This window comes from Tissierella sp., from assembly GCF_032104385.1.
In the GTDB taxonomy this organism is placed as follows: Bacteria; Bacillota; Clostridia; order Tissierellales; family Tissierellaceae; genus Tissierella.
Genome location: NZ_DAMCHJ010000010.1, coordinates 60,012 through 74,796 on the forward strand (window position 1 = coordinate 60,012; position 14,785 = coordinate 74,796).

General features: G+C 29.6%; 13 protein-coding genes and 1 tRNA gene. 3 read left to right on the top strand and 11 right to left on the bottom strand.

What is annotated here, in order from left to right:
- The 4 genes from RT714_RS10860 to RT714_RS10875 form a co-directional block, all read right to left on the bottom strand.
- On the bottom strand, positions 1 to 563 hold a 563-nt coding region (locus tag RT714_RS10860), incomplete at its 3' end, for a 2-dehydropantoate 2-reductase N-terminal domain-containing protein (protein WP_313757590.1).
- Positions 564 to 575: 12 nt separating this feature from the next.
- The gene (locus tag RT714_RS10865) at positions 576 to 1,847 is read right to left on the bottom strand and encodes a glycine/betaine/sarcosine/D-proline family reductase selenoprotein B (protein ID WP_313757591.1); all 1,272 of its coding nucleotides are present in this window, start codon (positions 1,845 to 1,847) and stop codon (positions 576 to 578) included.
- 11 nt (positions 1,848 to 1,858) lie between these two features.
- A complete protein-coding gene (locus RT714_RS10870; protein WP_313757592.1) occupies positions 1,859 to 3,139 on the bottom strand; it encodes a glycine/sarcosine/betaine reductase component B subunit in 1,281 nt (426 codons plus the stop codon).
- Positions 3,140 to 3,303: 164 nt separating this feature from the next.
- Positions 3,304 to 4,707, bottom strand: a complete 1,404-nt coding sequence (locus RT714_RS10875; RefSeq protein WP_313757593.1) for a sigma 54-interacting transcriptional regulator — start codon at positions 4,705 to 4,707, stop codon at positions 3,304 to 3,306.
- Between the two features lie 398 nt (positions 4,708 to 5,105).
- On the opposite strand from RT714_RS10875, the gene RT714_RS10880 reads away from it, so the two are divergent.
- Entirely contained in the window at positions 5,106 to 5,609 is a 504-nt protein-coding gene (locus tag RT714_RS10880; RefSeq protein WP_313757594.1) for a DUF2726 domain-containing protein, read from the top strand.
- A 107-nt stretch (positions 5,610 to 5,716) separates the two neighbouring features.
- Here the strand turns inward: RT714_RS10880 and RT714_RS10885 are convergent.
- Both RT714_RS10885 and RT714_RS10890 read right to left on the bottom strand, forming a co-directional pair.
- Positions 5,717 to 5,792, bottom strand: a tRNA-Lys gene (locus tag RT714_RS10885).
- Between the two features lie 113 nt (positions 5,793 to 5,905).
- On the bottom strand, positions 5,906 to 6,775 hold the full coding sequence (locus RT714_RS10890; RefSeq protein WP_313757595.1) for a DegV family protein: 870 nt from the start codon (positions 6,773 to 6,775) through the stop codon (positions 5,906 to 5,908).
- Positions 6,776 to 7,062: 287 nt separating this feature from the next.
- On the opposite strand from RT714_RS10890, the gene RT714_RS10895 reads away from it, so the two are divergent.
- Positions 7,063 to 7,839, top strand: a complete 777-nt coding sequence (locus RT714_RS10895; RefSeq protein ID WP_399326686.1) for a ZIP family metal transporter — start codon at positions 7,063 to 7,065, stop codon at positions 7,837 to 7,839.
- A 12-nt stretch (positions 7,840 to 7,851) separates the two neighbouring features.
- On the opposite strand, the gene RT714_RS10900 is transcribed toward RT714_RS10895, so the two are convergent.
- On the bottom strand, positions 7,852 to 8,037 hold the full coding sequence (locus RT714_RS10900; protein ID WP_313757599.1) for an aspartyl-phosphate phosphatase Spo0E family protein: 186 nt from the start codon (positions 8,035 to 8,037) through the stop codon (positions 7,852 to 7,854).
- A 252-nt stretch (positions 8,038 to 8,289) separates the two neighbouring features.
- On the opposite strand from RT714_RS10900, the gene pepT reads away from it, so the two are divergent.
- Entirely contained in the window at positions 8,290 to 9,513 is a 1,224-nt protein-coding gene (pepT, locus tag RT714_RS10905; protein WP_313757600.1) for a peptidase T, read from the top strand.
- A gap of 83 nt (positions 9,514 to 9,596) precedes the next feature.
- On the opposite strand, the gene RT714_RS10910 is transcribed toward pepT, so the two are convergent.
- Genes RT714_RS10910 through typA form a run of 4 tightly spaced genes read right to left on the bottom strand, consistent with a single transcriptional unit; the run spans position 9,597 to position 14,720 of the window.
- The gene (locus tag RT714_RS10910; protein ID WP_313757601.1) at positions 9,597 to 10,439 is read right to left on the bottom strand and encodes an aminotransferase class IV; all 843 of its coding nucleotides are present in this window, start codon (positions 10,437 to 10,439) and stop codon (positions 9,597 to 9,599) included.
- Positions 10,440 to 10,460: 21 nt separating this feature from the next.
- On the bottom strand, positions 10,461 to 11,378 hold the full coding sequence (locus tag RT714_RS10915) for a hypothetical protein (RefSeq protein WP_313757603.1): 918 nt from the start codon (positions 11,376 to 11,378) through the stop codon (positions 10,461 to 10,463).
- A gap of 43 nt (positions 11,379 to 11,421) precedes the next feature.
- Positions 11,422 to 12,876 carry a cardiolipin synthase gene (cls, locus tag RT714_RS10920; RefSeq protein WP_313757605.1) on the bottom strand — a complete coding sequence of 485 codons (1,455 nt, stop codon included), beginning with the start codon at positions 12,874 to 12,876 and terminating at the stop codon, positions 11,422 to 11,424.
- Between the two features lie 17 nt (positions 12,877 to 12,893).
- The gene (gene typA, locus RT714_RS10925) at positions 12,894 to 14,720 is read right to left on the bottom strand and encodes a translational GTPase TypA (RefSeq protein WP_313757606.1); all 1,827 of its coding nucleotides are present in this window, start codon (positions 14,718 to 14,720) and stop codon (positions 12,894 to 12,896) included.
- Positions 14,721 to 14,785: the final 65 nt, after the last annotated feature.

The following is a 14,785-nucleotide window of genomic DNA, read 5'->3' on the forward strand; positions in this document are numbered from 1 at the left end:
ACATTTTTTGCTGGAATTAAAGCTGGATACACTTCTTTAACTAATTCATAAACCTTAGCTGTATTTTTAGCAGGCAAGGCTGCTATAAATACTCCATCTTTTAATTTTAAAAACACATTTATACTCGCTGAACCATTGATTCTTACTGCATATGGTAAAGTACTTGTTTCTGCAATAAAGTAATCTTCATTTTCTAAGCTTAGTCCTAATGCATTTTTAAATACAATACTACCACCACAGGAACTTGGACATATGATAAAGGTTTGACCCTTTTCTAAATAAGGTTTTACAGCCTTTCCAAAAGGTTCTGTACTATAAGCTGGTCCTACTACAAATATTAATTTTGCATCTTTTAAAGTTTTTTCCAAATCATGACCTGCATATGCTAATTTTTGAAATCCTTCTAACATGCCCGAACTGGTAATTCCACCTTTTTCATTAATAGCATCAATATTAGATGAAAACTGTTCAAAATCATATAAATATACTTGATTCCCTGCTTTTGCCCAATCAAATGCTACAGCAGATCCACCATTGCCAGAACCTAATACTGCAACTTTCATTTTATTTCCCCCTTAAAATTTTTCTTGTAATAAGTCCATAGCTTTTTTTACTACTTTTAACCTTATTTCTCTTTCCTTTTCTTTTGTTTCATTAGGATTTCCCACAGGATATGGTATAGCAATTGCTGGCACTATCCTTATTGCTCCAACTGTTTTAGATATAGGTGTTACTGTACATATATGTGCTGCTGGAATACCTACATTCTCTACTTCTTTTACTATTGTTGCACCGCAACGTGTACATGTACCTCATGTTGAAGTCATAATTGCTCCATCTATTCCTGCATCTAATAATTCCTGTGCTATCTCCTTCCCCATTCTTGTTGCATCTGCTACTGATGTTGAGTTACCCGTTGTTACAAAATAATACTCATATAAACTACCTATCCCTCCTTCCTTTTCTAATTCTTTTAGTAAATCTAAGGGTAATAATCTATTTGGATTATGATTTGCATACACTGGATCAAATCCTGCGTGAACCGATTCAAATTCTCCTTCTTTAAACTCTTCTATTCCACCTATTGGATACTTTTTATAAAACTTTGCAGTAGCAGCTGGTAAATGATCTGGATTATTCAAGGGTACTAATGCACTAGTAGTTAGTAAAGCAATTTTTGCCTTTTTTATATCAGCTATTGGTTCGGCTGGAATAATAGTGTTGTAAGTGGGTATAGGAATTTCAGTCCTAAACTTTTCTCCCTTTAACTTTTTAACTAGCATATCTAATGCTCTTTCCGCACCAGTTTTTTCATAAAATACATTTATTCTTACTCCCTTAGGTATATATCCTTCATCCTCTGGTAAGCCAATAGGTTCTCTATTTAGTATTTTATTGGCTAACTCTACCATTTTGGGTACTGCTTTTCTAATTCCGGCTGCCGAATTACTGGTTTCTATTATATAAGTATTGCTTTTATATATTTCAACTGCTGGATTTTCAATGTACATTCCAGTTATGGTATCTATGCCGTATTTTTCCTTAACAAAACTACATATATCACCACAAGCTATACCAAACCTTCCTGCATTAAATGCTGGTCCTGCCATTACCATATCTGGCTCTAACTTATCTATTTGTTCCGATATAAATTTTCTTGCTTCTTCTATATTTTCAGCATAGTAGTTATCTCCACAAATTATAGTTGCTACTACTTCTCCATTTAAAGCCTTAAATATATTTGCAGAACCAACTGCACCTTCTTTTATTTGTGGTGGAATATTTGCTTTATCTTCTCCTCCGATTTGTCCAAAAAATTGATTAGTATAAAATAATATTTTTTTCATTATTTCACCCCCTAAATTGTTACTGCTGATAAATTACTAAATCCCTGTAAATTGTGACTGCCTATTATACCATGGACTTCTATAATTAAAGACCCATCTTCTTGTCTTGAACCTTGAAAACCTCCTGTAACATGCTCTAGAGCATCTAAATCTCCCAGTATAATATCCAGCTTTGGTATCCTTATTGTTGCATTACTATTTCCTGTAGACACCATGGCGTTAGCTTCAATAGTTCCATCTGGTAAGGATTCAGATTTACCGTCTACCCCTGCATCTTCATTACTTATAAGGACTGTTTTGATCCCTTTATTTTCAAGTCTTTTACATATCATCATTAAATCAGTTGTTGGATTCCCAAATCCTTCTTGAGACTGAATCACTCCGTCTGCTCCAAGCATTTCTATGGTTCTAGCTGTAATTATTGCATTTCTATATTTATCTGATAGGAATGTGGTCATAGGACTTAAAACTACTCCTATAAAGTTGATTTCTTTTCCATGCCTTTTAAAGCATTCATTAATTATGGCATTATTTTGATGATGATATGTTGTAGTTTTAGAACCTGCTGATACACAGTTACCGCTTACTAATGCCCCATCAAATATTTCTAAAGGATTAACCATTGTTGATACCATAGTCTTAGTGTCTTTTCCATAAAAATATGTATCATGTAATAGACCTTGACCTACACATTGATAAACATATGCTACCTTTGGTAAATGAGGGTATTCTTGTGATTTTATCCCTAGGTTATTCCAAGTATAAGTGTCTTCTTCATCATAATCAGACTCCAAAGCTTTCTTTCCAATATAATGGGCAACCTTTATTCCCCCAACTCTCACTGCTTCTTCATGTTCATGGGGACTTACTTCAGGTTTCTTCTTTATATTAAGGACAAGGTTGTTTAATTTTGAAAATGGAGTATACTGGGTCAAAGGACCTTTCATATCAATTATCCCCTCTTGAAATCCTACTATGGGTCCTGTAGTAATTACTGCACAATTTTTTAACACATAGGTAATACCTCTACCAACATCTTCAATTGCACCATCTATTCCTGGGAAAGCATCTCCATTTAATTTAGCTCTAGGTTCTATAACATCTTTAACAGGTATAATCCTTATGGATTCTCCTGGTCTGGCTATATCTATCTTTACTTCTGATATTCTTTCATCTTCCAATATCAAGTTTTTTATCTCGTTTTTAGATATTGTTAAAACTCCATTATTTATTTTTGTGGTTGAACCAAAAGCAATTTCTCTTACATTGATTTTTCTTAAAGTCAACTCCATCGGTTTACCTCCATTCTTTTACTTGATTATCTACTATCTTAAATATTTGCAAAATTCATGCCAGTAGTTTTTAGAGCTATTTTTATCATTTCAACATAAAAAAACTTTCACAAGATGACAGAAATCTGTCATCTTGTGAAAGTTTTTTTGCTATTTATTTAACATTATATTAATTCTATTCTATATTTATCTAATTTATAATGTAATCTTTGTCTAGTTATTTTGAGCAATGATGCTGCCTGGGTTATATTTCCATTAGTTTCTTCTAATGCTTTAAATATCATTTGTTTCTCTATTCCCTCTAGGACTTCATCTAAGGATTTAGAACAACCAATATTGTAACTATATTCATTTTCTTTTATATTATCTCCATTTATCTTGTCGTTCAAATATACTGGCAAATGAATTAGCTTTATATCTCCTTCTTTAACAAAATTAATGGAGGATTCTATTATATGTTGCAACTCCCTTACATTACCAGGCCAGCTATAATTAAAAAATAACCTTTTTACTTCATCAGATACTCCTGTTATTTCCTTATTATATTTTTTATTATAAATATTGATGAAATAGTCTACATATAACATTATATCTTCTCTTCTATTTCTCAAAGGTAATAATTTTATATTTACTACGGATAATCTATAGAATAAATCCTCCCGAATTTGACCTAATTCCATAGCTTTAATTGGTTCTATATTCATTGCTGAAATTATTCGTACATCTACTTCCTTTTCCTTATTTCCCCCTACTCTACGAACTCTACCATCTTGTAATACTCTTAGGAGTTTAGCTTGAAGGTTTAATGGCATAGAATTTATCTCATCTAAGAATAGTGTTCCTCCATGTGCTTCCTCAAATAATCCTGGTTTATCTACTGCTCCAGTAAAGGCTCCCTTAACTGAACCAAATAATATGGATTCAAATAGATTTTCTGGCAAAGCAGCACAGTTTTGTACTATAAAAGGTTTATTTCTTCTATTACTATAATTATGTATGGCTTGAACATATAACTCTTTACCTGTTCCTGTTTCTCCATAGACTATGACTGATGATTGATTATTTGATATAATCTTTGCCCTTTCTATATTATGTAGCATTTCTTTATTGGATGTTATTATATCTTCAAAAGTATATATTGCATCTTTTTGAACCTTTTCTTTAAATAAAACGCTTTTTGAAAAATTTATTTTATTTTTAATTTGTTCTTCAATTTTAGTTATATCTTTAGATAATTCTATTGCCCCAAGAATCTTACCACTTCTTATTATTGGTATTGTAAGATTTTGAGTATTTATTATTCTGCCTTTATAATCACTAAATACCTGTTGAGGTAAATAAAAAGCTCTCCCTTCATTTATACATTTAATCATGGTACTATCTTTAGGATTAATATCTGGATACACTTCTAGAAAATTTCTATTTATAATGTTTTCAAAATCATCTTCACAAACATTGCTATCAAATCTCGGATTATATCTTACAGAATATACTATTCTTCCATGCCTATCGACTATCATTATGGCATCTACATATTCCATCTCGGTTAGATAACTATTGTTTTCCATTATATTCCCTCCAGGTAATCTATACTTGTATTATACAATATAGATAAGGTTTATGGCAAATATAAGTCTAAAGATAGTTTCAAAATATTAAAACAAAAACCCATAATAAATATGATTTTTTAAGTCTAAAAAATTAAATTCTTGTTCTAAAGTTACTGTACCTATCTTAATGAATCTAGATTTTTTAAAATAACAATTAGGTTTTATCTTAAAAATTGATTAAAAAGCAAAATAAGAACCTTGGACTTCACTACAGAGTTCTTATTCTTTGACACCCCTTCTGATTAAGAATTAATGATATATATCTTATATATAAAACGATGCTTTTATATATTTATGACTATATTTAACTAATCTCCTATGTTATAATAATTTTAAAAAATACAGGGGGGATTTTTATGTTTAAAGCTTTATTTCCTATAGTTGGAATTGGTATTATAATATCATTTCTTACTACCATTCTAAAGAATAAGAATACTAAGTCAGATACTTCTGATGATATTTATCCTTATGAAAAGAAAAAATACTTATTGTCAGTGGCTGAAAAGAATTTTTATGATGTTCTATCCTTGGTCATTAAAGACACTGAATATTATATATGCCCAAAAGTTAGATTAGCTGATATTATTGTAGTCGGAAAAACTGATAAGAGACAATCTTATTTTAATAAAATTCAATCTAAACATATAGACTTTTTATTATGTGATAAAGACTCTTTAGTTCCACTGTTGGCAATAGAACTTGATGACAGTAGCCATCTTAAAGATGATAGAATTTCTAGAGATGATTTTGTTAATAAAGCTTTAGAATCTGCTGAATTGGATCTTATTAGATTTAAAGTTCAACAAACTTATACTGTTACAGAAATTAAAGATAAGTTAAATATAAAGGTTCTTAATTAATTAGAAAACTTTATACTATCTTCTTTTTCTATATTCCTCTAAGTAGACAAATTAAACACTTCAAAAAATAAAATAAGAACCTTGTATTTTACAGGGCTCTTAACCTTTGGTGCACCTTCAGGGACTCGAACCCTGGACCCACTGATTAAGAGTCAGTTGCTCTACCATCTGAGCTAAAGGTGCATATGTTTTTTTCAACATCTTTTATTATACTACCTTAATTTATATTTGTCTATAGTTTTATTAAAAAAAGGCTAAATAAAAGAAATCTTTTTCTATTATTTAGCTCTTATCTTTTATTCTATATAATTTTCTCTTAAAAAGAACAGTGCTATTGTACCTGGACCAGAATGAGCACCTATTGATGCACCTATCATATTTATGATAAAAGCCTTAGCTCCAAATCTTTCTATGATTAATTCTTTAAGTTTCAATGCCCCTTTCAAATCGTCACCATGAGTTATACAAATTATTTGCTCTCTTAAATTAGCATTTTTTGTTCTTTCTTCCATTATATCCAGCATACATTTAAATACTTTATGTCTGCCTCTTACCTTTTCTAATGGAATTAGTTTCCCATCTTCCACATGGAGTACCGGTTTAATATTTAATAAACCACCCACAAATGCCTGCATTCTTGATACTCTTCCACCTCTAAATAAATATTCTATATCATCAACCGTAAATATATGTTCTATATTTTCTTTATAAAATTCAACTGCTTTTAATATTTCTTCTTTTGTTTTACCTTCCTTTGCCAATTTTGCAGCCTGTAACACAATAAGACCAAAACCACCTGAAGCTGCCTTTGTATCTACTATATCTAAATCAAAATTGGGATATTCTTCAATTATTGATTCCTTTATAATCAATGAGGTTTGATATGTTCCTGATAATCCTGATGAAAATCCTATATAAATTACACTGTCCCCATTCTTTGCATATTCTGTAAATTTGTCTTTAAATACATTCGGTGGTATTTGTGCCGTTTTATACACTTGACCGTTTCTCATGTCTTCATATACTTTTTTTGGAGTTATAGTAATATTATCTAAATATTCCTTATTATCATTTATTACAATAATAGGCAAAATTTCTATATTATATTCTTCTATTATTTCTTTTGATAAATCACAAGCACTATCACTTAATATTTTTACAGTCATTTTATTCCCTCCCTTTCCCACCTAATATTATACAACATTATACCAATAGAATTAACAGTAAAATAAAAATAATGGTATATATTTTTTATTTTTTAAATAGATTATAATACTATTACTTTAAGGAGTTGAACTTTATGAAATTATTCTTTATCAAGAAAAAAACTTTATTCTGGATAATTGCAATATTAATTTTAATTATTGTTTTATTTGTAGGCATCCCTTTTTTAGTTTAGACCTTGACTTAAGAAATATACATTCTTATACTTAATATAAAAGGAGGTTTGATAATGAATATATTAGAAAATACTTTTATATTAGGTATACTTGCTAGTACAGTAGCTGGTCTAATGACAGGTATAGGTGCAATACCTATATTTTTTACTAGAAATATTTCAGAAAAAATGTTAGATAGCTTACTTGGATTTGCTGCTGGTGTAATGCTAGCTGCCACCTCTTTTTCTCTTATAATACCTAGTTTAGAAGCTTCAGGTGGAGGCTTAAAAGGTGCACTTATAACCGGGTTAGGTATCTTAGCAGGTTCCATTTTTCTAGACTTAACAGATAAATACTCTCCCCACGTTCATCTGTTAGATAAAAGGAAAGAAGGTAATGCCAGTACATCTTTAAAGAAAATTTGGCTGTTTATCATTGCAATAACTCTACATAACTTTCCTGAAGGCTTAGCTGTAGGTGTTGGATTTGGTGATGATAATATAAAAAATGGTTTATCCATTGCTCTTGGTATAGGTCTTCAGAATATGCCAGAAGGTTTAGCTGTAGCTTTAGCTTTAGTGAGAGAAAAATATGATGTTAAAAAAGCTTTTTTAATTGCATTATTAACAGGCTTAGTAGAACCTATTGGAGGATTGTTGGGAATTGGTCTTGTATCTATATTTAAACCTATACTTCCCTTTATATTAGCATTTGCAGCTGGCGCAATGTTATTTGTTATATCTGATGAAATAATACCTGAAACCCATAATAATGGATATGAAAGAGAAGCCACTTATGGAGTAATCATTGGATTTATTGTTATGATGATATTAGATGTAACTCTGGGATAAAAAACAGCAGATTCATACAATCTGCTGTTTTTTATCTTGTATATACAATGAATAATATTTATTTATTAGCAAATCCAATTCTTGACTAAATCTTAAAATCTTATCCTTATCTAACCCTTCTAAAAGTATTTTATTTAGTTCTTCTCGCTTGATTTGAATTTCTCTTTTTATATTTTTCTCACACCACTTTTCAATCATATCTCTCCCCTTTACCTTTCTTTTCTTTTATATAAGGCTGGTTAAAATGCATCTCCGATTTATCACTTTATTGTAATATACCCGATTGTTTCATTTATAAACTTAATATATATTTTGCCCAACAAATATTATAACATTTAGCCATGTGAAGTAAAGTTAAATTTTTTTTATTTTTTCTACAAATTTCTCCAATATATTATTTTTTATGTTGTATAATATAGCTAATGCAAAATAAATATAGGGGGTAATATGATGAATAAATTAATTAATAGGTTTCTACAATATGTTAAATATGAAACAACTTCAGATGAAAGTTCTGCTTCAATACCTAGTACATCTAATCAATTTGAATTCGCCAAAATCTTAGGTAAAGAATTAGAGGAAATTGGACTAGCTAATGTATCTGTAGATGAAAACGGATATATAATAGCCACTTTACCTTCAAATATCGATAAAAATGTTCCAACTATAGGATTTATAGCCCATATGGATACCACTGAAGATATGTCTGGTAAAAATGTAAATCCCAAAATTATATCTAATTATGATGGTAAGAACATAGTTTTAAATGACGAAAAGAATATTATTATGTCGGTAAAAGATTTTCCAGATTTAAAAAACTATGTAGGTAAAGATTTAATTACCACTGATGGAACCACTTTATTAGGAGCCGATGATAAAGCAGGAATAGCTGAGATAATAACAGCAGTAGAATATCTAATTGAAAATCCTCATATTCCTCATGGTACTATAAAAATTGGTTTTACTCCAGATGAAGAAATTGGTCGTGGAGCAGATTGCTTTGATGTAAAGAAATTTGATGCAGATTTTGCTTATACTGTAGACGGCGGACCAGTAGGTGAATTAGAATATGAAAACTTTAATGCAGCAACAGCAAATATTTTTATTCAAGGTAGAAATGTTCATCCAGGCACAGCTAAAAATAAAATGCTTAACTCTATCTTAATAGCTACTGAACTTAATTCCATGCTTCCTATAAATGAAAGACCTGAATATACTGAAGGATATGAAGGGTTTTATCATATAAAAGATTTCAATGGTTCCGTTGAAAAAACAGAGATTTCATATATTATTAGGGATCATTCTATGGAAAAGTTCCAAATAAAAAAAGAAACCTTAACAAAAGTTATAGAATTCTTAAACTATAAATATGGAGATATTATTACTTTGGAAATAATTGATTCATACTATAATATGAAAGAAAAAATCGAACCAGTTATGTATATAGTAGATATTGCTAAGAAGGCTATGGAAGAATTAAATATTGAACCTCTAATCAAACCTATTAGAGGTGGAACTGACGGTTCTAGACTTTCTTATATGGGATTACCTTGCCCAAATCTTTTTACTGGCGGACATAATTTCCATGGAAAATTTGAATATATCCCAACATTTTCCATGGAAAGATCAGTAGACACTATATTAAAAATAATAGAATTAGTACAAGAAATGTAAAATAAAATCCTTCGTTACAATAAAACTACTAAAAATATTATAGTTGTAACGAAGGATTTGTTAATTTTTATTTATGAATTGAATTATATCCATTTATTCTTATGCTTTAAAATATACTTCTCCATCTCTCTTATATAAGCACTATTTATTTCTCTTATTATCTTATTATTTATAGAATCTAATTCTATATTATCAATTGTTGAAATAGGCAATACATTTACGGATGTTCCAGACATAAATCCTCCATCTAACTTATCTAAATCATCTATATGAATACTTTCTTCTATTATCTTAATATTTAGATTATTACACACTTCAAAAATATGCTTTCTCGTAATACCTATTAATACATCAGATGCCTTAGCCGTATATACTTTATCTTCTTTTACAAAAAACATATTTGAACGACTTCCTTCAGCTATATAGCCCGATTTATTTACAAGTAATGCTTCAAATGCATTATTTTCTTTTAATGATCTTGCTACATTTTCTTTAAATGAAGTAAATAAAACCTTTGCATTAGGATTGTTTCTCTCATAATGAAATAGTATGGTATGTATGCCTTTTTTATAAAATTCCTCAGATGGATAAAAACTCTCAATATTATATACTAAAAATACTTTACTCTTTTCTTCAATTTCTGTAGATAAAAGTTTTACATTTAATCTATCTATATTGTTCTTTAAGATAAGAGTTTTTATATCATTCCTTATTTCTTTTTCATCTCTATCTATATCATATCCTATTATTTTTGCTGAGTCTGACATTCTCTGTAAATGATCTTCTAGGAAAAGAGGTACTCCATCTATTATTCTAATTACTTCATAAATAGGTGGTTTTTCTATTCTCTCAAAAATTTTTAAATCTCTTGTAGTTTCTAACTGTCCATTTACAATATAATAATCTTTAATTGCTTCTGACTTCATAGTTCCTCCCCCTTATTATTGTTATTTACCTAATTCTTCAAGATTTTTTATTATTATGTCCTTTTTAATTCTAATTAGTTTTATACTGTTTTCTTTTAACGATTTATTCATATCTTCTATAGATAGATTAACTTTATCCAACATCTTTATTTTACTATCATTTTTTTCAAGCTTCAATCTAATCTTGCTTATATCTTCTTCAGAACCTTTCAATAATTCAATAGTCTTTAAATCATCTCCTTTTAAGGTATTTAAATAAGATTGATAAGTAAGGTATTTCAATTTATTTATCTCCCCCCATATTTCATCTTTATATAAGCCAAATATAGGACTAAGATTTAACATGGTTTGACTGCTATAATCATATATTCCTATTATGTTCTTACCCTCAATTGAACTTGTTAAAGCATTTAAACTATCTTTAAATCTATTACTTATATCAGAAGTTACACCTTTTTTCATTCCTTCTATTTCGTAGGAATTCCATTTACTGTGAATCTCTTCTAGTTTCTTATTTATTTCTTCCCATTTATCTAAGAGTTTTTCATCTTTATCCTTATATTTTTTTTGCTCTTTATTCTTACTATCTTCTGCTTTTTTCTCATTTTCACTTCCTATTTTTTGACCCATAGTTTTTCGATTATTATCTGAACCTTTATTTTCATCTTTTATTTCGATGATTTTTTCTAATTTAGCTTTTTCTTCCTCTTCAGCCTTTTTTAACTCAACCTTTTTTACTTCAAAGTCAGTTCCATCTAATATACTTTCAATTTCTTCAACTTCTTTTAGTATATCTTGAATTCCACTGCTAATATCCCCTAGCACTTTAGGTGCTTTATCTTTTTTTTCAAATTTAACTCCTTGGTTTTTATATGATTTACATCCACTTAATACAAATATAATTACTATAATCAATATATACCATCTAATATTTTTCAAAATAATCACCTCTAGATTATTATCTCCAGAGGTGATTATTTTATTAAAGAATAGGCGATAACAGTCTAGAAAAAGACTCTTTTATCTTCACTATATTACTTCTGTTATTATATTCTTCAATGGTTATTTCTTTACAATACCGCAAATCATCTAAAAATCTATCTGTTAATTTTAAATTTATAGATTCATCATATAAAAATGCATTGACTTCAAAGTTTAATTTAAAGCTTCTAATATCTAAATTTGCTGTGCCAACAGAAGAAACAAAATCATCCATCAACACTACTTTTGAATGAAGAAAACCATTTTCATAAGTATAAAATTTTACCCCTGCTTGCAAAAGTTCACCAATATAACTCATACTAGCCCAGTAAACAAATGGGTGATCTGGTTTGCATGGTATCATGACTCTAACATCTAATCCAGATAATCCAGCAAGCTTTAATGCTTCAAAAATACTATCATCAGGTATAAAATATGGTGTTTCGATATAAACTTTTTCTTTTGCATTTGAAATCATCTTTAGATATCCATCTTTTATACTAGGCCATTTTGAATCTGGCCCCGAAGATACTATTTGTATTCCCGTATTACCCAATGCTTCTTCACCAATATAAGTTTGGCATCTAGTTATTTCTTTACCTGTAGCAAATCTCCAGTCTAAGAAAAATCTCCATTGAAGGGAGCTAATGGCGGAACCTTTTATACTAATATGTGTATCTCGCCAATATCCAAACTTCTTTGATAATCCAATATATTCATCTCCAATGTTAAATCCTCCTATGAAAGCCTCTTCTCCATCTATTATACATATCTTTCTATGATTCCTATAATTAATCCTTAAGCTTATAAATGGAACAAATGGTGGAAAAAACATTCCAATTTCTGCACCTGATGCTTTAAGTCTATTAATATACTTTCTTGAAAAGTTTCTTCCACCCATACCATCAACTAAAAGTTTTACTTCGACACCTTCTTGAGCCTTCCTACATAGTGCATCTATTATTTTTTTACCAAGTCCATCGGATTTAAAAATATAATATTGAAGATGAATATAATGTTCCGCATTATTTATACTTTCTAATAATGCTCTAAACTTATCTTCTCCGTCAAAAAATATTTCAACATTATTATCTTGAGTAAAGAATGATTCTGAGCTAATTAAATGCATCTTTATTAAATCTTCATACTTAATATAATTAGGATCCTTATATCTATATTCATCTTTGTCTATTTGTTTTTCTTGAACCATTACTAAATCTCTAAAACAATAGTCCTCCTGTTCTTTGGTTTTGAATAGCTTTTTTTTACTTAAATCTTGACCAATAAATAAATATAGAATAAAACCTATACCAGGTAAAAATGTCAAAACCATAAGCCATAACCATGTAGACGTAGGATTTCTTCTTTCAAAAAATACAAGTAATATAGCAAATAAAATATTTAACCATAATATATTTCTAAATATCCATATATAGGATGTCAATAGGAGCTCCATAATATCCCCCTAAATTCTTAATTATTTTTCTTTGCCTTGTACCTCTTAGTTCCATCTAATATTTTCTTTCTTATTCTAAAACTAAGTGGAGTTACCTCTATCAACTCATCGTCTTCAATAAACTCTAAAGCTTCCTCTAATGACATATCCTTAGGCGGGGAAAGTCTTAAAGCTTCATCTGATCCTGAAGCTCTAACATTAGATTGCTGCTTCTTTCTACATACATTTACATCTATATCTAGTCCCTTTGGATTAGAACCTACTATCATACCTGTATATACAGGTATTCCAGCTCCAATAAATAATATACCTCTTTCTTGAGCAGAATGAAGTCCATATGCAGTAGATTCCCCAGTTTCAAAAGAAATTAGAGAACCTAGTTTTCTCTTAGGAATCTCACCCTTATATATAGCATAACTATCAAATATAGAATTGAGTATTCCATTTCCTCTAGTATCTGTCATAAATTCTTGTCTATAGCCTATAAGTCCCCTAGCAGGTATAAGAAATTCTAATCTTGCATATCCTCCATTGGATTCAGTCATACTAACTAGTTCTCCTTTTCTTTGCCCTAGTTTCTCTATAACTGCTCCAACAAACTCATTAGATACATCTATAGTGACTCTTTCCATTGGCTCCATTTTTTTGCCATTTTCCTCCTTAAATAGAACCTCTGGCTTAGATACTTGAAATTCATATCCTTCTCTTCTCATATTTTCAATTAGAACCGATAGATGCAATTCCCCTCTACCTGATACTTTAAATGCATCTGTAGATTCTGTTTCTTCCACCCTAAGACTTACATCTGTCTGTAATTCCTTAAATAATCGGTTTCTTATTTGTCTTGAAGTTATAAATTTCCCTTCTTTACCTGCAAAGGGACTATTGTTTACAGAAAATGTCATAGCAATAGTTGGCTCAGAAATCTTTACAAATGGCAAGGATTCAATATGATTAATATCACATATGGTATCTCCTATATGAATATCTTCTATACCTGTTACTGCAATAATACTACCTACTGTAGCTGTTTCTACTTCTTTTCTATTTAATCCTTCAAACTCATAGACTTTAGCAATCTTTACCTTGTTCTGCTTTTCAGGTTCTTCCTTATTTACTATAATTACCTCCTGATTAGCAGATATATTACCCCTCTCTATCTTACCAATACCTATTCTACCAACATATTCGTTATAATCTATGGTAGATATAAGCATTTGAAGAGGACCTTCCATATCTCCCTCTGGAGCCGGTATATTATCTATTATGGTTTTAAATAATATATCCATACCTTCTACTTCATCATTGAAGTCTAAAGCAGCTGTTCCTTTCTTTGCAGAAGCAAAAACAAATGGACAATCTAAATTCTTTTCATTAGCTCCTAATTCAATAAACAAATCTAATACTTCATCAATTACTTCATTTGGTCTTGCTTCTGGTCTATCAATTTTATTGATACAGACTATAACTGGTAAATCTAATTCAAATGCCTTTTTTAAAACAAATTTAGTCTGTGGCATTGGTCCCTCAAAAGCATCTACCACTAATATTACACCATTTACCATTTTAAGCACACGCTCTACTTCACCGCCAAAGTCTGCATGGCCCGGGGTATCTATAATATTGATTTTAAAGTCTTTATAATATATAGCTGTATTCTTAGCTAATATAGTTATACCCCTTTCTTTCTCTATATCATTGGAGTCCATTACTCTGTCTTCAACTACTTGATTAGCTCTAAAAACTCCCGATTGCTTTAATAGACTATCAACTAATGTTGTTTTTCCATGGTCTACATGGGCTATTATTGCAATATTTCTTATATCATTTCTTGTACTATTCATAAAACATATCCTTTCGTATTTAAAATCATTATATATCTTTAACAGAATTCATTTTACCATACTTT